At 64.8% G+C, this 23568-nt stretch carries 20 protein-coding genes and 1 pseudogene; 14 read left to right on the forward strand and 7 right to left on the reverse strand.

Annotated features, from left to right (window positions below; genetic code table 11):
* The 10 genes and pseudogenes from JOZ76_RS20990 to modC all read left to right on the forward strand — a co-directional run.
* Nucleotides 1–775, forward strand: a pseudogene (locus JOZ76_RS20990) (elongation factor 4); the annotation flags it as partial.
* Between the two features lie 208 nt (nucleotides 776–983).
* Nucleotides 984–2165: an acyl-CoA dehydrogenase family protein gene (locus tag JOZ76_RS20995; protein ID WP_291701435.1), complete on the forward strand. Its 1182-nt coding sequence runs from the start codon at nucleotides 984–986 to the stop codon at nucleotides 2163–2165.
* A gap of 118 nt (nucleotides 2166–2283) precedes the next feature.
* Nucleotides 2284–4251, forward strand: a complete 1968-nt coding sequence (locus tag JOZ76_RS21000) for a methyl-accepting chemotaxis protein (RefSeq protein ID WP_291701437.1) — start codon at nucleotides 2284–2286, stop codon at nucleotides 4249–4251.
* A gap of 172 nt (nucleotides 4252–4423) precedes the next feature.
* The gene (locus tag JOZ76_RS21005) at nucleotides 4424–4885 is read left to right on the forward strand and encodes a DUF1801 domain-containing protein (RefSeq protein WP_291701439.1); all 462 of its coding nucleotides are present in this window, start codon (nucleotides 4424–4426) and stop codon (nucleotides 4883–4885) included.
* Between the two features lie 224 nt (nucleotides 4886–5109).
* Nucleotides 5110–6060, forward strand: coding sequence for a penicillin-insensitive murein endopeptidase (gene mepA / locus JOZ76_RS21010; protein WP_291701441.1), 951 nt, complete (start codon nucleotides 5110–5112; stop codon nucleotides 6058–6060).
* A gap of 171 nt (nucleotides 6061–6231) precedes the next feature.
* On the forward strand, nucleotides 6232–6441 hold the full coding sequence (locus JOZ76_RS21015) for a TOBE domain-containing protein (RefSeq protein ID WP_291701443.1): 210 nt from the start codon (nucleotides 6232–6234) through the stop codon (nucleotides 6439–6441).
* A 1-nt stretch (nucleotide 6442) separates the two neighbouring features.
* A complete protein-coding gene (locus JOZ76_RS21020) occupies nucleotides 6443–6949 on the forward strand; it encodes a hypothetical protein (protein ID WP_291701445.1) in 507 nt (168 codons plus the stop codon).
* 185 nt (nucleotides 6950–7134) lie between these two features.
* Nucleotides 7135–7920, forward strand: a complete 786-nt coding sequence (modA, locus tag JOZ76_RS21025; RefSeq protein WP_291701447.1) for a molybdate ABC transporter substrate-binding protein — start codon at nucleotides 7135–7137, stop codon at nucleotides 7918–7920.
* Between the two features lie 9 nt (nucleotides 7921–7929).
* The gene (modB, locus tag JOZ76_RS21030) at nucleotides 7930–8625 is read left to right on the forward strand and encodes a molybdate ABC transporter permease subunit (RefSeq protein WP_291701449.1); all 696 of its coding nucleotides are present in this window, start codon (nucleotides 7930–7932) and stop codon (nucleotides 8623–8625) included.
* A gap of 2 nt (nucleotides 8626–8627) precedes the next feature.
* Entirely contained in the window at nucleotides 8628–9293 is a 666-nt protein-coding gene (gene modC, locus JOZ76_RS21035; protein WP_291701451.1) for a molybdenum ABC transporter ATP-binding protein, read from the forward strand.
* 113 nt (nucleotides 9294–9406) lie between these two features.
* Here the strand turns inward: modC and JOZ76_RS21040 are convergent, their stop codons facing one another.
* Together JOZ76_RS21040 and JOZ76_RS21045 are read right to left on the reverse strand one after the other, a co-directional pair.
* Nucleotides 9407–10600, reverse strand: coding sequence for a CaiB/BaiF CoA transferase family protein (locus JOZ76_RS21040; protein ID WP_291701453.1), 1194 nt, complete (start codon nucleotides 10598–10600; stop codon nucleotides 9407–9409).
* 36 nt (nucleotides 10601–10636) lie between these two features.
* Entirely contained in the window at nucleotides 10637–11566 is a 930-nt protein-coding gene (locus tag JOZ76_RS21045; protein WP_291701455.1) for a glycine/sarcosine/betaine reductase selenoprotein B family protein, read from the reverse strand.
* A 218-nt stretch (nucleotides 11567–11784) separates the two neighbouring features.
* On the opposite strand from JOZ76_RS21045, the gene JOZ76_RS21050 reads away from it, so the two are divergent.
* Entirely contained in the window at nucleotides 11785–12171 is a 387-nt protein-coding gene (locus JOZ76_RS21050) for a hypothetical protein (RefSeq protein ID WP_291701457.1), read from the forward strand.
* 86 nt (nucleotides 12172–12257) lie between these two features.
* A complete protein-coding gene (locus JOZ76_RS21055) occupies nucleotides 12258–12605 on the forward strand; it encodes a Rap1a/Tai family immunity protein (protein ID WP_291701459.1) in 348 nt (115 codons plus the stop codon).
* Between the two features lie 15 nt (nucleotides 12606–12620).
* Here the strand turns inward: JOZ76_RS21055 and JOZ76_RS21060 are convergent, their stop codons facing one another.
* The 3 genes from JOZ76_RS21060 to JOZ76_RS21070 all read right to left on the reverse strand — a co-directional run bounded on the left by JOZ76_RS21060 (nucleotide 12621) and on the right by JOZ76_RS21070 (nucleotide 19733).
* Nucleotides 12621–14402, reverse strand: coding sequence for a di-heme-cytochrome C peroxidase (locus JOZ76_RS21060; RefSeq protein ID WP_291701461.1), 1782 nt, complete (start codon nucleotides 14400–14402; stop codon nucleotides 12621–12623).
* Nucleotides 14403–14762: 360 nt separating this feature from the next.
* Nucleotides 14763–17663, reverse strand: coding sequence for an ATP-binding protein (locus tag JOZ76_RS21065; protein ID WP_291701463.1), 2901 nt, complete (start codon nucleotides 17661–17663; stop codon nucleotides 14763–14765).
* Between the two features lie 276 nt (nucleotides 17664–17939).
* Complete coding sequence (locus tag JOZ76_RS21070; protein WP_291701465.1) at nucleotides 17940–19733, reverse strand: potassium/proton antiporter; 1794 nt, start codon at nucleotides 19731–19733, stop codon at nucleotides 17940–17942.
* A gap of 272 nt (nucleotides 19734–20005) precedes the next feature.
* On the opposite strand from JOZ76_RS21070, the gene JOZ76_RS21075 reads away from it, so the two are divergent.
* Together JOZ76_RS21075 and map are read left to right on the forward strand one after the other, a co-directional pair.
* Nucleotides 20006–21316, forward strand: coding sequence for a mechanosensitive ion channel family protein (locus tag JOZ76_RS21075; RefSeq protein ID WP_291701472.1), 1311 nt, complete (start codon nucleotides 20006–20008; stop codon nucleotides 21314–21316).
* An 84-nt stretch (nucleotides 21317–21400) separates the two neighbouring features.
* The gene (gene map / locus JOZ76_RS21080; RefSeq protein WP_291701467.1) at nucleotides 21401–22225 is read left to right on the forward strand and encodes a type I methionyl aminopeptidase; all 825 of its coding nucleotides are present in this window, start codon (nucleotides 21401–21403) and stop codon (nucleotides 22223–22225) included.
* 52 nt (nucleotides 22226–22277) lie between these two features.
* Here the strand turns inward: map and JOZ76_RS21085 are convergent, their stop codons facing one another.
* Nucleotides 22278–23375, reverse strand: coding sequence for an NAD(P)H-dependent flavin oxidoreductase (locus JOZ76_RS21085; RefSeq protein WP_291701468.1), 1098 nt, complete (start codon nucleotides 23373–23375; stop codon nucleotides 22278–22280).
* Nucleotides 23376–23385: 10 nt separating this feature from the next.
* On the reverse strand, nucleotides 23386–23568 hold a 183-nt coding region (locus JOZ76_RS21090; protein ID WP_291701470.1), incomplete at its 5' end, for an SDR family oxidoreductase.

Consider the following 23568-nt stretch of genomic DNA (forward strand, 5'->3'; position numbering starts at 1 on the left):
CTGCGGCTTCCTCGGCCTGCTGCACCTCGAAATCATTCAGGAGCGGCTGAGCCGCGAATTCGACCTCAACCTGATCGCGACCGCGCCGAGCGTCATCTACAAGATGAAGCTGACCGACGGCAGCGAGATCGAGATCCACAATCCCGTTGACATGCCCGACGTGGTCAAGATCGCCGAAATCGACGAGCCCTGGATCGAGGCAACCATCCTTACCCCCGACGAATATCTCGGCAGCGTGCTAAAACTGTGCCAGGACCGGCGCGGCGCGCAGAAGGAGCTCACTTACGTCGGCTCGCGCGCGATGGTGAAGTACGACCTGCCGCTGAACGAAGTGGTGTTCGACTTCTATGATCGCCTGAAATCGGTCTCCAAGGGCTACGCCTCGTTCGACTATCACCTGACCGACTACAAGCCCGCCGATCTGGTCAAGATGCAGATCCTGGTCAATGCCGAACCGGTCGACGCGCTCTCGATGCTGGTGCACCGGACCCGCGCGGAAGGGCGCGGCCGCGCCATGGTCGAGAAGATGAAGGAGCTGATCCCGCCGCACATGTTCCAGATCCCGATCCAGGCGGCGATCGGCGGCAAGGTGATCGCGCGCGAGACCGTGCGCGCGCTGCGCAAGGACGTCACCGCAAAATGCTATGGCGGCGACGTCACGCGCAAACGAAAACTTCTGGAGAAGCAGAAGGAAGGCAAGAAGAAGATGCGGCAGTTCGGCAAGGTCGACATCCCGCAGGAAGCCTTCATTGCCGCGCTGAAGGTGGATAGCTGATTTCCCTGCGCACCGCCATTCCGGGGCGCCCGAGAGGCGAACCCGGAATCCGGAGATTGTTTGCGCGAGATTCCGGGTTCGCTCGCTTTGCGAGCGCCCCGGAATGACAATTTCGAATATCGATCTCCGCGCGCCCGCCTTGCTCTCGCCGGCGGGATAGACCACCATCATAGTTTCCGACAGACCCACAACGGGCAGAGGAAACGTGATGAACCAGCCGTCCGCACTGGGCCTCGTGGAGCGCGCCCGGGCGCTCGCCCCCTTGATCGCCAGCGAAGCCGAGCATGCGGAACAGGCGCGGCGGCTGACGGAGCCCGTCCTGTCAGCGCTGATCGAGAACGGCCTTTACAGGTCGCTGCTGCCGCAAAGCGTCGGCGGTCACGAGGCGCCGCTTGAAGTCCAGATGCAGATGCTGGAGGAGGTCGCCAAGGCCGACGCCTCGACCGCCTGGTGCCTCGGCCAATGCAGCGTCTGCGGCATGGTGGCGGCCTATCTCGATGTCGACACTGCGCGCGAGATCTTCGGTGCGCCGCAGAACGTGTTGGCCTGGGGCGCGATCGCGCATGAGGCGCGTGCCACGGAGGGCGGCTATATCGCCACTGCGCGCTGGGATTTCGCCTCCGGCATCCGCCAGGCGAATTGGCTCGGCGCCCATGTCCGGATCGTCGAGGCCGACGGTACGCCGCGCAAGCGACCGGACGGCGGAGCGGAGATCCGCACCATTCTGTTTCCGGCGACGAGCGCTGTCCTTTACGACGTCTGGGACGTGATCGGGCTGAGGGCCACCGGGACCGACAGCTATTCGGTCGAGAACCTGTTCATCCCCGAGCGCTTCACGGCGCTGCGCGACGTCCCCTCCGCCCTCCGCGAGCCGGGCCCGCTGTACAAGATCGCCACGCATTACGTCTTCGCCATGGGCTTTGGCGCGGTGTCGCTCGGCGTGGCGCGCGCGATGCTGGATGCGACGACCGAACTCGCCCGCCGCAAGTCGCCGCAAGGCCTGAGCTCGATGCGCGACAACGCCGCCATTCAGGGCACGATCGGCCGGCTGGAGGCGAACTGGCGCGCAGCGCATGCCTATCTCTACGGCACGGCTGCGGAAATCTCAGCGCATCTGGCTGGCGGCGGCGATATCGCCGAGCAGCAACGGGTCGCCATGCGGCTCGCCTCGACCTGGACCATCCATCAATCGGCTTCGGTGGTCGACACCGCCTATCACATGGCGGGCGCAACGGCGGTGTTTCGCGCCAACGGTTTTGAGCGGCGGTTTCGCGACATGCACGCCATCGCGCAGCAGATCCAGGCCCGCAACGCCCATTACGAAGACGCCGGCAGGGCGATACTCGACGACCATCTCGACGCGCCCGCCAGGATGCGACCGCTAATATGACATCGCTGCCATGCGGAGAACGAGGCCAGGCGAACGCAGACCGGTAAACTACGGTAGCCGTTAATTAAACATTATCTGGGAGCTTCCCCGCCATCGCTGCGGCGTCTGGGAATGCTCCATGTTCAAGCTTCGATCGATTGCGTCTCGCCTGATCCTCGCCATTTCGCTCACCGTCGCGACCGCCTGCGGAATCCTCGGCACCTTCTCGGTGCTGCAGCAGCGCGAACTGACCCGCCTCGCGCTCGAGCAGCAGCTCAGGCTGCAATATGACAGCGTCATCGCGGCGATTGACTACGAGGGCCGCACCACGCTGGCGCTGAGCTCGGTGCTGGCCGCGATGCCGCCGATCGCCGACGCCGTCACAAAGGGCGACCGCGACGCGCTCGGCGCGCTGCTCGGCGGCGCGATGCCGGCGCTGAGGGCGCAGGGCATCCCGCTGGTCAATGTCTGGACGCCGCCCGCAACGAACTTTTATCGCGTGCACGAGCCAAAGATTTTTGGCGACGACACCTCCAAGCGCCGCATCACCGTGGTGCAGGCGAACGCCGGCGGGAAGCAGATCGCCGGCGTCGAGCAGAGCCGCCTGTCGCTCGGCATCTTTGGCATGACGCCGATCCTGCAGGGCGGCAAGGCGCTCGCCACCGTCGACGTCGGCGCGGCGTTCGGCGACGAATTCGTCGGTCGGGCCAAGCAGCGTTTCGGCATCGATCTTGCCGTGTTCTGGCTCGACAACGGAGAAGTCAAAAAACTGTCGTCGACCTTTGGCGACGAGGCAGTCGCCAGCGAGGACGAATTGAAGAGCGTCTTCAACGGCGCGCCGCTGCATCGGGATGCGCGGCTGAACGGCCATCCCGCCGCCGTTTATGTCGGCCAGATCAAGAATTTTGCCGGGCAGCCGGTCGCGCTGCTCGAAATCATCAAGGACACCAGCGACTATGAGGCGGCCGCGGCGAGCTCGCAACAAAATTTGATCCTCGCAACCGCTGCGATCCTGATCGTTGCCGGCCTGGTGGCGCTGTTTCTGGGCCGCAGCATTTCACGGCCATTGGTCTCGATCACCGCGGTCATGAACCGCCTGTCGAGCGGCGACATCGAGGTGGCGATCCCCGGCGGCGAGCGGGCGGACGAGGTCGGCACCATGGCGCAGGCCGTCGACGTCTTCCGCCGCAGCATGATCGAGGCGCGCGCGCTGCGCGAGGCGCAGGAGCAGGACAAGCAGCAGAGCGAACGGGAGAAGAAGGCGCTGCAGCGCCAGATGGCCGATCGCTTCGAAAGCGAGGTCAAGAGCGTGGTCGGCGCGGTGGCGCGCGCAACCGAGGACATGCGGCGCGTGGCCGGCGAGATCACCACCAGCGTCAATGGTACGTCGGACCGGGCCAGCGCTGCGGCCGCGGCGTCGGAAGAGGCTTCTGCCAGCGTCGCGACGGTGGCGGCCGCGACCGATGAGCTTGCCACCTCCGTTGCCGAGATCGGCCGCCAGGTGACCCATTCCAGCAGCGTGGCCGACCAGGCCGTCGGCAAGGCCGTCAGCACCACCGAGATGGTCGGCAGCCTCGCGGCAACCGCCGAAAAGATCGGCGACGTGCTGCGCCTGATCGACGCCATCGCCAGCCAGACCAACCTGCTCGCGCTCAATGCCACGATCGAAGCAGCGCGCGCCGGCGAGGCTGGCCGCGGCTTCGCCGTGGTCGCCGCCGAGGTCAAGGAGCTCGCGGGCCAGACCGCCAAGGCGACCGAAGAGATTGCCGGGCAGGTTACCGCCATCCAGTCGGCGACCAGCGAATGCGTCGGCGCGATCGGAAGCATCAGCCAGACCATCCGCGACATCAGCGCGGTGGCCACGACCATCGCGTCCGCGGTCGAGGAGCAGGGTTCGGCCACGCGCGAGATCGCACGCAGCGTGCAGCAGGCGGCCATCGGCACCAGCGAGGTCTCGAAAAATGTCGTCGGCGCAAGCCAGGCCGCCGGCCAGTCGCGCGATCTTGCCAAAAACGTGCTGGTCGCGGCCGGCGAACTCGGCCAGCACGCGTCGCTGCTGTTCAAGAGCGTCGATACCTTTTTGGCCGGCCTGCGCGAGGCGGCGTAAGGGCGCGCGCGGGACCTGTGTCTGCCGCCATCCTGCTGCCATCGCGGCGCACGAGGCGAATGCGCACGATCGTGGTGAGGGAACGAGCTTTCCTCGGTGGAGCTCGTGACATAGTGTTTTCGCACGCTGCAACATGATGGGGCGACCGATGCCGGCCACCGCAAAAGCGCGTATGAGAAAGGACGCAGGCCGGGAGCGCACGACGCGGCGCGCTACCGATCGGATCGATCCCGTGATCTCGGCCGTCCTCAGCGCCTACTCAAAACCGGTTCAGGTGAGATTGCTGGCGCTGCGGCGGCTGATCCTCGAGACGGCGCGCGAAACCGATGGTGTCGGCGCAATCGAGGAAGCGCTCAAATGGGGGCAGCCGAGCTATCTGACGACTGAGACAGGCAGCGGCAGCACGATCCGCATCGACGGCGTCAGATCCGCGCCCGATCAATATGCGGTCTATTTCCACTGCCAGACCAATCTGGTCGAGACCTTTCGCGAGCTCTATCCGGAGCTGCGCTATGGCGGCAACCGCAGCATTCTGCTCGATGCCGCCGACGATCCGCCCGAAGCCGCGCTGCGCCACTGCGTGGCGCTCGCGCTGACCTATCATCTGAACAGGCGGAAACGAGGCAAACTCTGAAGCGTGTCGAGTTAATGGCTCAGACCGCTTCTCGATCTGGCAAAGCTGCCTGCAACCAGCGCGTGCACGACGGTGCATTCCTGTCCAAAATTCCGTCAAAGTTCAACAGTGCTATCCAGCGATAAAACGAACGCAGAGGCTTCTGCCGGCAGCCGGATCAAGGATTTGCGATTGGTCTGCGCGCCGCTCTTTCATGTTACCCTGCCCGCGGAAAGAGCGATCCGATGCACCTCCGGCCCCTTCTGATCCCGCTTGTCAGCTCCCTCGTCCTGTTCGCCGCCGCGACGGTGCTCGCCCAGGACAAGGGCACCGTGGAGCCCAAGGACCTGCCGCCGCTGGACAACCCGAGCGATCCAAAAGTCGCGGCCAAGGAACTGTTCGCCCGAAAACTGCTGCCGACGGCGGGACCGCCCCGGGTGATCGGCGCCTACAACAGGGGCTGCATCGCCGGCGCGAAAGAAATGCCGATCACCGGCGACACCTGGCAGGTCATGCGGCTGTCGCGCAACCGCAACTGGGGTCACCCCGATCTGATCGCGCTCTTGAAGCGACTGTCGAAGAACGCGCACAGGGATGCCGGCTGGCCCGGCATTCTGGTCGGCGACATGGGCCAGCCGCGCGGCGGGCCGATGCTCACCGGCCACGCCAGCCACCAGATCGGGATCGATGCCGATATCTGGCTGACGCCGATGCCGGACCATTTGCTGTCGCGCGAGGAGCGCGAGGAGATGTCCGCCACCATGATGGTGCGTGGCGACCGTCTCGACATCGATCCGAACGCCTGGACACCGCAGCATCTCGCTGTCATCCGCGACGCCGCGCTGGAGCCCTCGGTGCAACGCATCTTCGTCAATGCCGCGATCAAGAAGGCGCTATGCCGCGAGGCCAAGGGCGATCGCAGCTGGCTGTACAAGGTCCGGCCGTGGTACGGACACGACTATCACTTCCACATCCGCATGAGATGCCCGCCTGGCAACAGTGAGTGCGAAGGACAGAAGGAGCAGTCGGAGGATGACGGCTGCGCGCCGTCAGAGCTCGGCTACTGGTTCAAGGACGAGGTCCTCCATCCGCCGCCGCCGAAACAGCCGCCAAAACCGCGCCCTCCGATCACGCTGGCGCAGTTGCCCGCGGCCTGCAAGCAGGTGCTGCACGCCCCCGCCGCGAAGCCGAAATGACCCTTTTGGCTCGCGCCGGATCGATTTCATTCGTCATCGAGATCGGCTAGACTTCGCCTGCGCGCCGTAAGCGCGCAGTTCACGTGGGACGATGGTCCCGCTCCTTCCCATCCCGATCACGCCGCATGCTGCGCGGTTGCACCGCGCGGCCCGGCCCATGTGAGCAGCATCATGCGCATCAGTGCACGCAACCAGATCAAGGGCACCGTCGTCGACGTGAAGAAGGGTGCGACCACCTCGCACATCCGCGTCGACATCGGCGGAGGGCAGATCGTGACCTCCTCGATCACCAATGAGGCGGTCGACGAACTCGGCATCAAGGCCGGAGATCACGTCACGGCCGTGATCAAGGCGTCCGATGTCATGATCGCGGTGGACTGAGATGCGTACGGCGTTCCTCATTGCTCTGCTGCTGCTCGGAGCGGTCTCCGCCCGGGCCGCCGAAGAGCCCAGCGGCTGCGACAAATTCAAATGGGACATTACGCAGGCGCGCGCGGCGCTGACCGCACCTGATCGCACGAACGTCAATTCGGGCGGCGAGCTCGCCGCGGTATCGCCGACGGGCCTGATGCTCGCATTGGCCGCCCCGGCGGACGCCAAACTGCCGTCGCCGCCGGAACGCGCGCCGAAGGAAGGCACGTTCGCGGGCTTTGCCAAGTTCAACGCCGTGCCGAAGGCGGGCGTCTACACCATCAGCCTGTCCGAGGGCGCCTGGGTCGACGTGGTGCAGGACGGCCATGTCCTCAAGCCGAAAGCCTTCAGCGGGGCCACGGATTGCACCGGGATCCGCAAAACCATGAAATACGAGCTGGCGGCCAGCCCCTTCCTGCTGCAGGTCAGCGGCGCCAAGGACAAGGCGATATCCATCGCGATCCTGCCATCGGAATAGGAAGGTCGACGAACCACCGCCTTTACCCCTCCCCCCAGCCTGTTATGTTCCGGAAACAGCGACATCCCGTCCGACCGTAAGTCCGCAGGATCCCCGGAACAGCGCTTCCGCCGTCGCATCCCGACCTCAACCAATGCCCGATTTGCGCGCGGCAGACCGCGCGCGAACGCATGGAGCGCTCAAAAATGCCTCGTCTCGCCGCACTTTTTGCCGCCCTCGTGATCCTCACCGGATCGATCCATTCCGCAGCACAGGCCGAGGACAAGACCCTGACCGTGTTCGCCGCGGCATCCATGAAGAACGCGCTCGACGACATCGACGCGGCCTTCACCGCCAAAACCGGCCTCAAGGTGTCGGCGAGCTACGCCGCGAGCTCGACGCTCGCCAAGCAGATCGAGCAGGGCGCGCCGGCGGACATCTTCGTGTCCGCCGACACCGACTGGATGGACTATGCCGCCGCCAAGAAGACCATCGACGAGCCGACCCGCGCAAATCTGCTCGGCAACAGCATCGTGCTGATTGCGCCCAGGGATTCCAAGATCGACAATTTGGCGATCGGAGCGGGCTTCGATCTCGCCGCGCTCGCCGGCGACGGCAAGATCGCGACCGGCGATGTCAAATCCGTGCCGGTCGGCAAATATGCCAAGGCCGCGCTCGAGAAGCTCGGGGCCTGGCAGGCCGCCGAGCCGAAATTCGCGATGGCCGACAGCGTGCGTGCCGCGCTGACCCTGGTGGCGCGCGGGGAAGCCGCGCTCGGCATCGTCTATGCGACCGACGCCAAGGTCGAGCCCGGCGTCAAGCTGGTCGGGACTTTCCCACCCGACAGCCATCCGCCGATCATCTACCCGGTGGCAGCGACCACGACGGCGAAGCCTGAAGCCAAAACCTATCTCGACTATTTGCACTCTTCGGCGGCGAAGGCCGTGCTCGAGAAATACGGCTTCACCTACCTGATCAAGCCGACCTCCTGACCCGACGACGTGCTGGACATCACGCCCACGGAATGGACGGCGATCCTGCTTTCACTGCGGGTCGCCGCGGTCGCAACCCTCATGGCGACACCGGTCGGCATCGCGCTGGCATGGCTGCTGGCGCGGCGGGATTTTTGGGGCAAGTCGCTGCTCGATGCGCTGGTGCATCTGCCGCTGGTGCTGCCGCCGGTCGTGACAGGCTATCTGCTGCTGCTCGCCTTCGGCCGCCGAGGTCCGCTCGGGGCCGTGCTTGCAGATTATCTCGGCATCGTGTTCGCGTTCCGCTGGACCGGCGCGGCGCTCGCCTGCGGCGTGATGTCGTTCCCGCTACTGGTGCGGCCGATCCGCCTCTCGATCGAGGCGGTCGATCACAGGCTGGAGCAGGCGGCGGAAACGCTGGGTGCCGCACCCTGGCGGGTGTTTGCCACCGTCACGCTGCCACTGTCGCTTCCTGGTGTTTTGGCCGGCATGGTGCTCGGGTTCGCCAAGGCGATCGGCGAGTTCGGCGCCACCATCACTTTCGTCTCGAACATCCCCGGCGAAACCCAGACCATCTCGTCGGCGATCTATTCGCTGATCCAGACCCCCGAGGGCGACACCGCAGCGTTGCGGCTGGTGATCGTGTCGATCGTGATCGCGGTCACGGCCTTGATCGGCGCCGAATGGTTCGCGCGGCGCGCCACCCAGCGCCTGCATGGGAACTGAGCATGTTGCGCGTCGACGTCACAAAGCAGCTCGGCGAGTTCTCGATCGAAGCCAGTTTTGCGAGCGAGGGCCGCGTCACCGGCCTGTTCGGCGCCTCCGGCGCCGGCAAGACCTCGCTGATCAACATGATCGCGGGCCTGCTGGCTCCCGACCGCGGAAAAATTTCGCTCGACGGCGACGTGCTCGATGACACCGAAAAGACCATCCATTTGCCGGCCTATCGTCGCCGCATCGGCTATGTGTTCCAGGACGCGCGGCTGTTCCCGCATCTGTCCGTGCGCGCCAATCTCGATTACGGCCGGCGGATGAATGGCCTGGCCTTCGATCCGGCCCAGCTCACCCGCATCACGGAGTTGCTCGACATCGGCCATCTGCTCGATCGCCGTCCGGGAAAACTGTCCGGCGGCGAGCGCCAGCGGGTCGCGCTCGGCCGTGCGCTGTTGGCGAAGCCAAGATTGCTGCTGCTCGACGAGCCGCTCGGTGCGCTCGACGAAAGCCGCCGCGCCGAAATCCTCCCCTACCTGATCCGGATGCGCGACGAGGCCCGCATCCCGATGGTGTTCGTCAGCCACGACGCCGCCGAGATGCGCCAGCTCGCGACGCAGATCGTGATGCTGAAGCACGGACGGGTGACGTCGTTCGGCGGCGTCAAGGTGCTGTCGGGTTAGTCACGAGATCTCAACGCCGTCATTGCAAGGCGCGAAAGCGCCGACGCAATCCAGTCTGTCACCGCGGCAATTCTGGATTGCTTCGCTTCGCTCGCAATGACGGCGGTTGCTCCTCAAATCACCTCGCGCGCCCGTAGGTCCGCGATTGCGGCGCCATCATAGCCGATCGCGCTCAGCACCTCCTCGGTGTGCGCACCGAGCGCGGGCGCCATGGACTCCAGCCGGCCGCCGCCGTGGGCGAGCCGAAAGCCGCTGCCGGCAAAGCGCAGCCGTCCATAGGGCGTGTCGATCTCCTGGATGGCGCTGCGCGCTGCGATCTGCGGATGATCGATGACCTCCTCGATGGTCCAGATGCTGGCGCAGGGCGCGCCGGCCGCTTCCAAAATCTTCTCCCAGTCGCGCGCGCTCTTCTGCGCGAGCGCGCCCTCGATGACGGCGCGCAACGCCGGCTCGTTCTCCTGCCGCGCAAACCAGTTGGAAAAGCGCGGATCGTCAAACGTGTCGTCGCGGCCGAGCGCCTTCATCAGCGCGATGTATTGCTTCTCGTTGTTGACGGCGAGCAGCAGAAAACCCTCGCCCGCCTTGAACAGATTGGCCGTGGGCTTGCGGCTCACGGCCTGATTGCCCGACAGTTTTTGGCGGTGGCCGGCGACCGAATAATCGGCGACCTGCCCGGCCAGAAACGCCAGCGTCGCCTCGAGCATCGACACGTCGACCATTTGTCCCTTGCCGGTGCGGATGCGCTGGAACAGTGCGCTGGAGACGCCGAACGCGGCGGTCGCGCCCGTCAGCACGTCGCAGACCGCAAAACCGGCGCGTGTCGGCCCGGTCCGTTCATGGCCGGTGATCGCCATGATGCCGCTCAGCGCCTGGATCTTGCCGTCATAGCCCGGGCTGGCGCGCTCCGGGCCGGTCTGGCCGAACCCGGAGATGGCGCAATAGATCAGTTTTGGATTGACCTCCGAGAGCGCGGCATAGCCGATGCCGAGCTTGTCCATCACGCCGGGGCGAAAATTCTCCATCACCACGTCAGCCTCGGCCACCAGCTTTTTGACGATCGCGATCGCCTCAACTTTGGCGAGATCGAGCGTCAGGCTCTTCTTGTTGCCGTTGATGGCCTGCCAGCCCGGGGCCAGGCCGCGCTCGGCCCATTCCCGGCTGAGCGGCGTACGGCGCATGTCCTCGCCCTCACGCCGCTCCACCTTGATGACGTCGGCCCCGAGCAGCGCGAGCTGGTAGCTCGCATAAGGCCCGGCCAGCACCTGCGTGAAGTCGAGAATTTTGACGCCTTCGAATGGCCGGGTCACGCCGCTCCCCTATTGGTCTTGTCGCTTCGGTCCGGATCACGCCGCGCGGTTGCCGCGCGCGATCTCCTTCTGGCGGTCGAACTCGGCGCGGCGGCGCGCCAGTTCCTCCGGGCTCATCTGGGCGATGTTGTTGTAATCTAGCTTCCAGGAGGCATCCTCGCTCCAGCGCAGCGGCGACTGCATGGTGGTGCGTGCGCCGAATGCGGTCTCCAACAGACGCAACGCCAGTTCCAAGGTCAGCGCCTGGGATTCCGGATCGTGCGGCTTGCCGGCCGAATTGCCGAGCGGGAAATCGGAAAACAGGAAACGGGGCACGGCGGCGTGCTCGACGATGTCCTTGGCGCATCCCATCAGCACCGTGGAAATCCCGCCTGCCTCGAGATGGCGGGCGATCAGAGCGGTGGTCTGGTGGCATACCGGGCAGTTCGGCACCAGCACCGCGGCATCGACCTTGTCGGCGAGGCTGCGGTCCAGGATCTCGGGCGCATCGACATCGATGGTGACGCGATGGCTGCGATTGGTCGGCGCGCCAAAGAAGCGGGGCGCGACCTCACCGATGCGTCCCGCGGCCTGCGCCTTCCAGAGCAGCGGCAGCGGAAACCAGGTGCCGCTGTCGCTCGCACTGGTGTGCTTGCGGTCGTAGCCGATATGCGAGATGCGCAGATCGTGTTGCCGCGAGCTATCGCCCTCATAGACCTGATAAAATTTTGCACTGCCGTTATAGGCGGCGCCGGGCCCCTGATCGCCCTTCAGCGGATCGTAGGGGGCGGCCGTCGTGACGATCGCCACGCGCGACTGCGACAGCGGCTTTTTCAAGGGCTGGAACGGCGCCTCGACATAATGTGCCCAGCGGTAGGGCGTGGTGTAGCCGATCGCGGCATAGTAATCGCGCGTGCGCTGCATATAGGGAATAGGAGCATCGAAGTCGGGCGCGAAGCCGAACTGCTCATCGGGCGGGACGGCCATTGTTGTGTCTCCTTGCGTTTCCCCCGCGAGTTATATGGGCCTTCCAGACTAAAGTTAGTCTCCTTGTTCCTCAACCGCGATATCGCGGCCGATGCGAGCCTGACGAAAACGCGTCGGCACGCGCGAAACTGTGGCCAACCCGCTGGGCATGATCCCAAGGGATCCCTGACCGCGATGGGCGATTTTTCGCAACCAGAGGCCTGGACGACCAGATAATCGTGGCGCAACTGCCACAGACGTCGCCGAACGGTTTCGCCCAGTTGGAATTCCGCGGCCGACGCTTTAACTCACTTTGGGGGCGGCGGATGGCCCGCTCCGAACCCCGCGAGGAGGCGATGAGGAAAATCTACCACACGATGCAGTTCGATGTGCATGACGAGAAGGCGTTGCACGAGTTCGTCCGCAAGCACGCCGACCCGGAGGAATTCGCAGCCATGGAAAAGCACGATGCCGACGAAGCGGAAGGTGAGCCGGCCGATCACGTCTATTCGGACATCGAGTGGATCGTCGAGCATGGCCACGCCTACAACGCCGACGGCATCGAGCACGGCGGCGGAGAAACCGGCGAAATCGACGAGGATGACGAAGACGACGACGAGGAATGATGCGGACGATAGGGGCCCGGCGACGGGCCCTTATCGATTGCGCGAGCGACCAACTCTCTGCTTCAGGCCGCGGCTGGAGGCCCTGAATGACCAGGCTGATGCGTAAAATGCTGCTCTCCGTCGCTCCGTTCATGATCCCGGTTTCGGCGTCGGCGGAAGCAACCGCAATGGATGCGCTGCAACGCTACCGGCTCAGTGATCCCGCGATGTTCGCGTTCCTGGCAGGGAATCTGAACGGCCTGACCTGGGCCAATGCCGAACTGCAGTCCGGCGGACACCCAAAACTGTTCTGCGTGCCCGCGGACGTGGACTTCAGTGTTCAGCGCGCGGTGGAAGCCACCACGAAGCATCTCAAGGATGCCGCGGCCGACGAAGCGCGCCCCATCGGATCGGTGATGCTGCAAAGCCTCAAGGAGGTATTCCCCTGCAATTGATCCGTCACGGGGCCTTTAGAGCGTCTTCAGATATTCGAGCAGCGCCTTCTTGTCGCCGTCGCTCAAATTCGTGCCGAACTCGTGACCGCACTTGCTGTTCCCTGAATTGAGGTCGTTGCAATCGGTGACGGGACGAGCGTCGGGCCCGTCCTGAGTTGCGGCAAGTCCGATGTTTTCGATGTCGTATTTTGCACCGAGGCTGAATTTCGACGTGCGCTGCGCCGATGGCTTGAGCAATTCGGCGAGCGTCGGCACCGAACCGTTGTGCAGATAGGGCGCGGCCGCCCAGATGCCCTGCAATACCCGCGCTTCATAGGCGCCCCGGTGCAGGGTGCGGACGAGCAGCGTTCCACTTTCGATGGTCAGGCTGTCCGGCTGTGCGGCCGCTGGCTGGTTGTCAGGCGTCTTCATCGCCTTTGCCAGATCCTGCAATCCCGGCAGCACTTGCGGTTGGGAGGCCGGGGCGCCGGAAGCGCCTGATCCGGACAGCGGCGCCATCGGCTCGCTGGGAAGGCCGCCGAGATCACTGCCATGTTCGCCGATAAGGATATGTTGGCCGATCGAACCGGCGACCGCGGTGAACATCATGTGGACGCCAAAATCTTCTTCCTGGAGCTTCCTGGCAATGCCGGGAATGGAGGCGCCCGCCAGCACACCGGTCTTGACCTTGCGGCCGAGTTCATCGAACTGGCGTGTGTCGGTGCCGACGTTCTGGACCGGCGTGGCCCAGGTCTTGTCGAACAGGGAGCGGAACGCGCCCTCTTTGATCCCGTGACACTGAGCGCACTCCCTTTGAAAGATCCTTTCACCGTCGGCGCGCAGCGCCTGGTTGATCGGCCATTGCCATTTCGGCGGGCCGATCTGCCTGATGAGTTCTTCGAGCCTGTTCAGTCCATCGAAGTTGATGGAATTGTTGTTGAGATAATTGAACAGCGGCCCCACACGCGCCGGTTCGAAATCGGCGAATGCCAGAGCCTGTCCGGTATTCCTGGACAACGCGAAAACGTCGTTGCCGTTCATGACGAAACCGCCCCAGTCGGTCAGGTCCTGCACCGGCGAATTCCACAGGAACGGATAGCGGACCGGCGCGTCGCCAGGCTTCATGTTTTCCGGAATGAGCAGATCGGGTGGCGGTCCGACATCGAGGCCGGACAGACGGTTGAAGATGATCCCGACCGCGTCGAGGCGTCCAAGCCCCCAGCCAGGTGTCGGCAATGTCCCGACCATCCAGGCATGATATCGCCGGTGCCACGCATCGACCTTGTTTCGCAGTGCCGTGACGTCAGCGGCAGCGGGTGTCGGGGAATTCAGGACGGCGGCGGCGAACGCGGCAAACGACGCCTCGCTGGCGGTCGCTTCTGCGACCGCCTTGTCGAGGTCGCTCAAAAAGGCCTGAAAATCGGTCAAAGACGGGCCGCCATCGACCCGGTACATCTTGCCGTCGACCTCGAGCTGGCGCGTGTGACATGCCGAGCAGGTGACGCCGACGGTCTGGAATCCCCGCGGACCGGACGCGTGGAAGCCGACGGGCAGGCCGGCAGCGCTCTCCGGATTCGGCAGAAAGCCATAGCGCGACATGCTGTCCGACAGGAACGGCTGCCCGTCCTTTCTCAGCGCCTGCATCCAGGCGAGACTGATCAGGCGCGAACCCTGATCGCGCGTGTAGAAGTCGGCCCGCGCAGATGCCGTCCAGCGCGGGCCCTGATCGACGTAGATCGGATCGCCACCGGCGGCCTGCACCGCAGAACTTGTCGCCAAAACGATCGCACAGCCAATCAGCAAGACGAGACGACGCATGGCATGACCCCCAGGGCTAAACATGCTTTGGCTTTATGATGGCGATCTCAGCACACCTGTTGGCGATACATCGGCGTCGATGCGCGAACGCGGACGTCGGATAATGGACGTCGGATGATGGAGCCAATGGCTCGCCGGGTTTGTGTGGTGGTTCACAATTCGCTCAACTTTTGCCGCCGGCGTTTTCAAGCGAAGTTTTCAGCCGGGCTGCCGCACCTGCAATTGTATACCACGACAAACTCCCGTCAAGGTGGCGAGCCCGCGCACCTCACCGCGAACGACGTTCGCCACGCTCGCGAGACCAGCCTGGAGCGCTTCATGCGTTGCGAAAAGATCCGGATCGGCGTTGCCAGGCCGGCGTCAGGCCACTAGCCGCGACACGTCCCAGGATAGGAGGCCGGATTGGTCGCAGATCGCCTGCGCCTCGCTGATATCCTGGTCGATGCGCTGGTCATCGGGCGTCGTCTCGGTCAGCAGGCGCGCCCGCAGACAAAGGCATTCGACGATCAGCCAGGGATTGTTGATCGCCTTGGCGATGGCCAGCGCGCGATCCAGGGCCTGCATGCCACGCACCGCCTCGCCGGCGCGGACCAGGGCCTCCGCATGACCGGCATGGAGCTGGCACATTTCCATCTGGCCCGTCCGCAGCTGCATGTCGCTTTGCAAAAATGCTTCCACCTGGCCGATCGCCTCGCGCGCATGGCCGGTCCGCGCCAAGGCCGTCGCGATCGCGCCGATCAGATTGGCCTTGATCGCATCATAGCCATTGCGCTCGATGATCTCCCGCGCAGCGGACAGGCATTCGAGGGCATCCTCGTTGCGCCGAAGCATGAGAAGGTTGCGGCCCATCGCGATGCGGGCAAGCACCTCGCCATACGCATCCTGCTCGCGAAGCGCAATGTCCAGGGCCCGTCGCGCCAGGTCCAGCGCCTTGTCGTGGGGGCCGGTCGCGTTCATGAACCAGCTCTTGAATGCGAGGACCAGGCAGCGCGGGCTCGCGGGCGCCCCGAGGCGGGCCGTTTCGAGCGGACCGGTGAGCATGTCGCTCAATTGGTCCAGCAGCGAAATCGCCCGGCTGACGTCGCCCATGGCATGCAGGACACTCGCCATCATCAGCTGGTTCGAGAATATCAGCGCGGGAGACTGCAGCGTGCGGGCCACCTTCAGGCCTTCGGTCGTCACCCAGAGCCCTTCCTCATAGCGGCCCTCGAACCAGCAGATCATCCCGAGATGCGCCTGCGCGCTGCAGACCTGCCACGCCCTGCCCTGACGCCGGGCGAGCTCCATGGTGCGCGCCAGATGCATGTTCATCTTGTGAAATTCGCCGAGTTGCAGCATCGAAGCGAAACTCATGAGAACGAAGTCGACGTATTTCTCTTCCGCGGCTTCGCCGAGGCTCGCGACGAGGCTGAGCGCGCGGTCGAAGATCAGGCTGAGCGACGAAGCGGCGGAGTTCCGGCGCGCCTCCAGGGCGGCGTCCCAGAGATAGCCGAGCGCCAGCTCGGTCTCGCCGGCTTCTTCGGCGTGGAATGCCAGCTGTTCGTAGCGGCCGCTCCGGCTCGGATATTGCAGCGTTATGGCGCGAATGGCGGCGCGATGGATCTTCTGACGCCGTTCGCGCGGGATCGTGTTGGCACAGGCCTCGGCAATCATCTGATGCCGGAAGCGTGCGGAGTTGCCCACCAGCGGGTGGACGAAGGCAAACCGCTCGAGCTCGTAGAGCGCGCTCAGGAGCTCGCCGATATCGACGCCGAGGACGGCCGTCGCCAGATCGATCTCGACCTCGTCGCCCAAGAGGCTCAACGCCTGTGCGAAGGATTTCAGCCGCGGCGGCAGACGCTGCAGCCGCGCGTGGATCACCGACTCCACGCTTTGCGGGAGCGATTGCCAGCTCGGCGCGCTGGTCGCATTGGCCGAGCGCAGCAGCTCCTCCAGGATGAAGGGGACGCCATCGGCGCGCTCGATCGCCCGTTCGAGCACCGAAGCAGCCCGATCCTTGTTCCACAACTGGCGGCCCAAAGCTTCCATATGCTTGCGGGACAGCGGCTGCAGATGAATGACCGATTCCGCGATCTCGGCCGCCTCGCTCGTCGACTCCGGCCGCCCGGTCAGCAGGATGCAGAGGGGATGCGGGGTTTCCGCGCGCGCCAGCAATTTCAGGAACTGGCGACTTTCCGGATCGATCCACTGCAGGTCTTCGATCAGCAAGACGGTCGGACGTCCGAGCGTCAGCACCAGGAACGCGTTCACCAGCGCCCGCGCGGTTTGGGTTTGCGTGTTGTCGCTCGATCGTTGGCGCGGCTGCGGCTTTTCGGCAATGAACAAGGTTTCGAGCGTCAGGCGATCGGCCGCATCGATTTTCGCACTGACGAGTGCGTCGTGAAAATAGCCGTCCGACGAGGAGCTGCGTGCACCAAGCATGCCGCCCACCAATGCGCGGGCGGCGGCGAATGCGGTGGTGCGCCGTTGTGCCGTGCCGCAGAACACGCAGCATCTGGCGTCCGATGCCAGCGCGTCCGACATCGCCGCGGCGACGAGGCGGCTCTTGCCGATCCCCGGCTCGCCGATCATGGCGATCGAGGCGTTCTTGCCGCCCGCGCGCGGCAGTCGTTCGCGAAGTGCGCGAAGCTCGTCGAGGCGGCCAACGATCGGATTTTGATAGCGGCGCGCGACGTCGTTCTGGTCGACACCCTTTGGCCGGGCATTCAGCCTGTAGACCTCGATCGTCCGGTCGGCGATGCCCGAAGACGCGTTGCATGCGGTCAGGTCGAGCGGCGACCTGCACAGTTTGGCGCTCGCCACGCTGACACGAACCTCGCCGGCCGCCGCCTCCTGCTGCAACTTGGCGGCGACGTGCACCGTCGCGCCGGCAACGTCGAAGCGGTAGATCGCATTGCGGCCGCCCTTGCGCAAACCGACCAGGCCGGAATGAACCCCGACGCGAAAATTGACCGGATGCCCCCTCGGACCGGTCGATGCGCTGTGAGCCTGAATGTCCCAGGCGGCAATGCACGCGCGATCGGCGTGATCCTCGAATGCGGTTGGCCAGCCGAAAATGGCGATGCCGCCGTCCCCTGCGTAGTGGACGATCTGGCCCCCGAGGCGCTCCACCGAGCCGCGGATGTGATCCAGCCACCGGTCCAGAAATGCCTGGGCCTCGTCTGGATCACACGCCCCGATATGACGCGTCGAACCGACCATATCGACGGCGAGAACCGTTATGATATTGCGGTCTGCAGTCGTCGCAATGCCAACGGCCATGCTCTCGTTCCGCGTCTTCCCAGCCAGACCAGCTTCCCGGTCCTGACGTTCGTCTCACCTTGAGGCGAATTCGTTCACGAACGCCAAAACCAAGCGGCCCCAGTGAATTCAATGCTCTAGAAGCGCATGTTACCACGGGAGCGATATTCCGCCATCGCCAGACTTGGCCATCGGCCACCTGTCCCGTTACGGGTCAAAGCGTCGCGCCAGAAGGAAATACGGTTGACACGGTGGTAACGGACATTCCGAACCGGCTCGGCAGATCGGGCGAGCCCCTCAAACTCCCGCGACCGACGTCCAGATTTCGGCGAGCTTGCGCCGAAACGCCTGCATGCGGGTGAGCTTCGGTTTCTCGTCTTCCTCTTCGGGCAGTCGAAGGCCGATGACATTGACCCGGCCGCCCGAGATGGAGCGTGCCACCAGCACGATGGAATCCAGCGCCAGCGTCGCGCCTTCCTTCGGCGCATGATCGAGGTGAACGTCGAAATAATCGGCGAGCGTCAGCTCGGCCTGGACGGGATCGGTCTGCAGCGCGTAAATCTTTTCGATGTCGCCGAGCGTCACCTCGCCCGAGACCATGAAATCGCCCAGCAGATGCGGATCGGGCGCGGTGCTCGGCGGCATATCGACGAAAAAACGGTCGAGCGCCTCGGCGCGCTCCGGCGGCGCCAGCAGGTAGATGTAGTCGCCCGGCGCGACCGGCTCCGCTTCGACCGGTGACAGGATCTGCTCGTTGCGGATCACCAGCGTCGGCTTCGACCAGGATGGGATCAGCCCGCGCCGAAAATACAGGCTTTTGGGTCGCACCTTGTAGCCGACCAGTTCCTGCTCGAGCTGGCCGGGCAGGTCCAGTTCGACCCGGCGCGGACCACGCTCGCTGCGAGGCAGTGCGACGTGCAGACGCCGCGCCGCCCAGGCCAGGGTCCAGCCCTGCAAGAGCAGCGAGATGATGACGACGACAAAGGCGACGTCGAAATAGAGATAGGCCTTTGACAGGCCGACCAGCATCGGGATCGAGGCCAGGAAGATGGCGACCGCGCCCCGCAGCCCGGTCCAGGCGATGAAAATCTTCTCGCGCCAGCTGAAGCGAAACGGCGCAAGACAGAGCAGCACAGCGGCCGGCCGCGCCACCAGCATCAGCGCGACGGCGACGATGACAGCAGGCCCGGCGCTGGAGCCGAGCCGGTGCGGCGAGACCAGGAGGCCGAGCAGCACGAACATGACGATCTGCGCCAGCCAGGTCGCCGCGTCCAGAAACGTCACCACCGAGGTATGCGCGCGGGTCGGCCGGTTGCCGATGATGATGCCGGCGAGATAAACCGCGAAAAATCCGGAGGCGTGCGCGATCTGCGCGATGCCGAACACGACCAGCGCGGCCGTCGTCACGAACGGCGCGTGCAGCCCCTGCGGCAGCGCCACGCGGTTGAGGGCGATCACCACCAGCCGCCCGCCGGCAAACCCTATGAGCGCACCGAACACGGCCTCGCGGCCGAACTCTTCCAGCACATGCGTGGCCGAGCCGCTGCCGATCGAGATGTACTCGACCAGCATCAGCGTAAGGAAGACCGCGAACGGATCGTTGCTGCCGGATTCGGCTTCCAGAGTCGCGCCGACGCGCGGCCGCAGGCGCAGGCCCTGCGCATGCACCAGCAGGAACACGGCCGCCGCATCGGTCGAGGCCACCACGGCGCCGACGAGAAGCCCCTCGGTCCAGTTCAGATCGAGCGCAAACTTCGCCACCGGCGCCGTGATGAGAGCAGTGACCAGCACGCCGATCGTTGCCAGCCCCATCGAGGGCACGAGCACGGCGCGGATACTCTGGAAGCGCGTGCGCAGGCCGCCGTCGAACAGGATCAGGGCGAGAGCCACCGAGCCAACGAGGTAGGTGGTCCGCACGTCGCTGAACTCTAACCCGCCCGGGCCGGCATCGCCCGCCAGCATGCCGATGACCAGAAACACCAGCAGCAGCGGCGCGCCGAAGCGCAGCGCGAGCAGGCTCGACAGGATGCCCGCCATCACCAGCACGGCACCGAGCAGGATGGCCAGGCTGACCGAATCGAGAGAGGTCATGGGGCGGGTAAAATCAACGTAAATGATTGTGTTTTCATCCTTATCGTCGCCACACTTCGACGCCAACCCATTTTCTGCCCGCCCAGCCAAGGTTTTCCCGATTTCGCGCCGAATTGCCGCATCTCATGATCCGTAGCGCCCGGATTGGCGTCCCGCCACCGCAACGGGCACCGCGCGGTCTCTATCGCCGCCGCGACGAGAGATACCGCTTGTCTCGATGCGTCCGCGAATGGCATTGATCGGATGTTTCCGCCTTGATCGAGATTCCGACCATGGACCTGCACGAGACCCTCGATTGGCTGCTGTCGGCGGCACAATCGGTGGGCGCGGAATTCACCTCGCCCTGGTTCTATTTTCAGGTCGGGCTGCTGCTCACCGGCGGCGGCATGGCGTACCTCGCCGGTGCCGCCATCCGCTCGCGCATCGACCTCACCTCGCGCGTGATGGGCTGGCCGGCGCCCTTCCGGTATTCCCTGCGCGTCACGATCGACAGCATATCGACCGCGGTGTTCACGGTGCTGGTGGCGCTGGAGCGACTGGTCATGGTGCATGCGACCTGGCCGAGCCGCAGCTATCTCTTGGCGACGGGTGCCAAGCTCGGCGCCGCCTGGCTGGTGATCCGCCTCGTCACGTCGGTGATCCGCAATCCGTTCATCGTCCGCGTGGTCTCGATCTCGGCCTGGCTGGTGGCCGCGCTCAGCATCATCGGCCAGCTCGATAACGTCCTCGATGCGCTGGACTCGGTGTCGGTTGTCCTTGGCGGCTTGCGCCTGACGCCGCTGGTCGTGATCAAGCTCGGCGTGCTGCTGATCGTCGCGCTGTGGCTGACCAACATCGCCAGCAATTTCGTCGAGAGCCGCATCACGCGCTCGGGCGACCTGACGCCGTCGATCCAGGTGCTGCTGATCAAGATGGTCCGCCTCGGCCTGATGATCTTCGCCGTCACGCTCGCATTGAGCGCGGTCGGCATCAACCTGTCGGCGCTGGCGGTGTTTTCCGGTGCCGTCGGCGTCGGCATCGGCTTCGGCCTGCAGAAGATCGTCGCCAATTTCATCAGCGGCATCATCCTGCTCGCCGACAAGTCGGTGAAGCCGGGCGACCTGGTCACGATCGGCGACAATTCCGGCCGCATCAGCGCGATGAACACCCGCTACATCTCAGTCGCGGCCGGTGATGGGCGCGAGTTCCTGATCCCGAACGAAGATCTCGTGACCCAGAAGGTGACGAACTGGACCTATACCGACAAGAACACGCTAGTGAAGGTCAATTTCGGCACCAATTACGACGCCGATCCGCGGCTCGTCTGCAAGCTCGCGATCGAGACCGCGGCCACGACGCCGCTCGCGCTGAAGAACAAGCCGCCAAACTGCCTGCTCACCGAGTTCGCGGAGGCCGGCATGAAATTCTCGCTCACGTTCTGGGTCGCCGACCCCAGCGACATGGACAAGACCAAGAGCGAGGTGATGCTGTCGCTGTGGGAGGCTTTCAAGCGCGAGGGGATCCGTGTTCCCTATCCGGTCCGCGAACTCAGGGTTCGCGGCGGCGCGCTGCCGGTCGAAACCAGCGTGGAGGTATCGAACTGACCGGGGACGCCCGGCTTGCGCGGACCGCGGCAATCATTAGATTAACCGGTCAAATCAGTGACTTCCCCGACAATCGGCGGTTCCATGAGCTATATCGACGCGACCGACACGTCCTTGCGCAAGACCGGGCAGATCAAGCTGCACGGTCCGAGCGCGTTTGCCGGCATGCGCAAGGCGGGCGCCCTGGTCGCAAAATGCCTCGACGAGCTGACCGACATCATCAAACCGGGGCTTGCGACCGCTGTCATCGACGATTTCGTCCGCGACTTCGCCTTCGGCCATGGCGCCTTTCCGGCGACGCTGATGTATCGCGGCTACCGCTATTCGACCTGCACGTCGATCAACCATGTGGTCTGCCACGGCATGCCGGGCGATCGCACGCTAAAGGAAGGCGATATCGTCAATATCGACGTGACCTTCATCGTCGACGGCTGGTATGGCGATTCCAGCCGGATGTATGCGATCGGCCCGATCGCGCGAAAGGCCGAGCGGCTGATCGAGGTCACCTATGAGGCGATGATGCGCGGCATCGCGGCGGTGAAGCCCGGCGCGACGACCGGCGATATCGGCCATGCGATCCAGAGCTTTGTCGAGCCGCAGGGCATGAGCGTGGTGCGGGATTTTTGCGGCCATGGCCTCGGACGGCTGTTCCACGATGAGCCGAACATCATCCATATCGGCCGTCTCGGCGAAGGCGTGCCGCTCAAAGCCGGCATGTTCTTCACCATCGAGCCGATGATCAATCTCGGCAAGCCGCATGTGAAGATTTTATCCGACGGCTGGACCGCTGTCACGCGCGACCGCTCGCTCTCGGCGCAGTTCGAGCATTCGGTCGGCGTGACCGCCGATGGCGTCGAGATTTTCACACTTTCGCAGCGCCATGGCGAGAAGCAGGTGCACGTCGCCTAAGTGTGACAGCGATCCGACATTGGATCGGAGACATGGATGCGCGCAAGCAAGGTCAGCCTGCCTTGCTGCATCCAAGGTGCTTGAAACGTTTGGTGGCCTCTTGCACCAGCGCCATCACCAGCGCCCTGGCGGGCATCTCCCTTGCAAGCGCAGCCGCCTGGCCCGACCAGAGCGGCGTGAAATCGTGGCTCTGCTGCCGTTCCGCCTCGGCGCGCAGCGGCGCCAACGCGCCGAGCGGAAGCGGAAAATCCGGAGCTGCGTCCGACAGCGCATCGAGCTCCCACGCCAGGCGGTTGGCGATGACGCGCGCGGGTCGCCCGGAGAATACGTTTGTGACCAGGGTCTGGTCGTCACACGCATGCCGCAGCGCGTTGCGATGCATGGCTGATGTTGCGGCCTCGGAACAGAGCAGAAACGCCGTTCCGACCTGCACGCCTGAGGCGCCGAGCGCGAACGCCGCGGCGATGCTGCGTCCGTCGGCAATGCCGCCGGCGGCAATCACGGGTACGCTGACGACATCCGCAATCTGCGGCACCAGCGCCAACGTGCCGGGTTGCGACGCCATCGCGCGGTTGAGATGGCCAGCAAGAAAGGTCGCACGATGGCCGCCGGCCTCGGCGCCTTGCGCGATCACCGCATCGACACCGTGAGCTTCGAGCCAGAGCGCCTCCCCGGCGGTGGTCGCAGACGACATCACGAGACAGCCCGCTGCCTTGACGCGCGCCAAAAGTCCGGCCTCCGGCAAACCGAAATGGAAACTGACCACTTCGGGCCCGGTCTGCTCGACGATCTTGCACATGGCATCGTCAAAGGGCGGGATGTCCAGACGCGGCGGCGGCTCAGGCTCGATTCCCAGCTCGCGGCAATAGGGCGAAAGCCGATCACGCCAGGCCTGTTCGCGGTTGCTGTCCAGCGCTGCAGGACGATGACAGAAGAAATTGACGTTGATCGGCCTGCGCGTCTGCCGTCGCAATTCCTCGATCGCCTGCGCGGCGAGTTGCGGCTGCATCGTTGCACATCCAATCGAGCCGAGTCCGCCGGCAGCGCACACCGCGGCAGCGAGCTCGACTGTTCCCAGTCCTGCCATCGGCGCCAGAACCAGGGGATGCTCGATCGCAAAGAGTTCAATCAGTCGCCGGTCGGGCCACATCGCAAACCTCCTACCATTGGCCAGCCGAGGCGCCGCCGTCGACGTGAAGGATCTCGCCGGTCACGAACGTCGCCTGTTCCAGATACAACACGGCGTCGACGATATCCTTCGGCTCTCCCATGCGGCTCATCGGCGCTAGCCCTGCGAGAAACTCGTGGATCGCGGGCGGATGCATCGGCGTCTTGATGACGCC

Source organism: Bradyrhizobium sp., assembly GCF_019244115.1.
GTDB lineage: Bacteria > Pseudomonadota > Alphaproteobacteria > Rhizobiales > Xanthobacteraceae > Bradyrhizobium.

What these genes read in the sequence shown, in the direction of transcription:
- JOZ76_RS21065 (WP_291701463.1), bottom strand. Translation starts at nt 17,663, where the DNA reads ATGGCCGTTGGCATTGCGACGACTGCAGACCGCAATATCATAACGGTT.
- JOZ76_RS21060 (WP_291701461.1), bottom strand. Translation starts at nt 14,402, where the DNA reads ATGCGTCGTCTCGTCTTGCTGATTGGCTGTGCGATCGTTTTGGCGACA.
- JOZ76_RS21055 (WP_291701459.1), top strand. Translation starts at nt 12,258, where the DNA reads ATGACCAGGCTGATGCGTAAAATGCTGCTCTCCGTCGCTCCGTTCATG.
- JOZ76_RS21005 (WP_291701439.1), top strand. Translation starts at nt 4,424, where the DNA reads ATGAGAAAGGACGCAGGCCGGGAGCGCACGACGCGGCGCGCTACCGAT.
- JOZ76_RS21020 (WP_291701445.1), top strand. Translation starts at nt 6,443, where the DNA reads ATGCGTACGGCGTTCCTCATTGCTCTGCTGCTGCTCGGAGCGGTCTCC.
- mepA (WP_291701441.1), top strand. Translation starts at nt 5,110, where the DNA reads ATGCACCTCCGGCCCCTTCTGATCCCGCTTGTCAGCTCCCTCGTCCTG.
- JOZ76_RS21000 (WP_291701437.1), top strand. Translation starts at nt 2,284, where the DNA reads ATGTTCAAGCTTCGATCGATTGCGTCTCGCCTGATCCTCGCCATTTCG.
- JOZ76_RS21085 (WP_291701468.1), bottom strand. Translation starts at nt 23,375, where the DNA reads ATGTGGCCCGACCGGCGACTGATTGAACTCTTTGCGATCGAGCATCCC.
- JOZ76_RS21075 (WP_291701472.1), top strand. Translation starts at nt 20,006, where the DNA reads ATGGACCTGCACGAGACCCTCGATTGGCTGCTGTCGGCGGCACAATCG.
- map (WP_291701467.1), top strand. Translation starts at nt 21,401, where the DNA reads ATGAGCTATATCGACGCGACCGACACGTCCTTGCGCAAGACCGGGCAG.
- JOZ76_RS21015 (WP_291701443.1), top strand. Translation starts at nt 6,232, where the DNA reads ATGCGCATCAGTGCACGCAACCAGATCAAGGGCACCGTCGTCGACGTG.
- JOZ76_RS21045 (WP_291701455.1), bottom strand. Translation starts at nt 11,566, where the DNA reads ATGGCCGTCCCGCCCGATGAGCAGTTCGGCTTCGCGCCCGACTTCGAT.
- modC (WP_291701451.1), top strand. Translation starts at nt 8,628, where the DNA reads ATGTTGCGCGTCGACGTCACAAAGCAGCTCGGCGAGTTCTCGATCGAA.
- JOZ76_RS21070 (WP_291701465.1), bottom strand. Translation starts at nt 19,733, where the DNA reads ATGACCTCTCTCGATTCGGTCAGCCTGGCCATCCTGCTCGGTGCCGTG.
- JOZ76_RS20995 (WP_291701435.1), top strand. Translation starts at nt 984, where the DNA reads ATGAACCAGCCGTCCGCACTGGGCCTCGTGGAGCGCGCCCGGGCGCTC.
- modA (WP_291701447.1), top strand. Translation starts at nt 7,135, where the DNA reads ATGCCTCGTCTCGCCGCACTTTTTGCCGCCCTCGTGATCCTCACCGGA.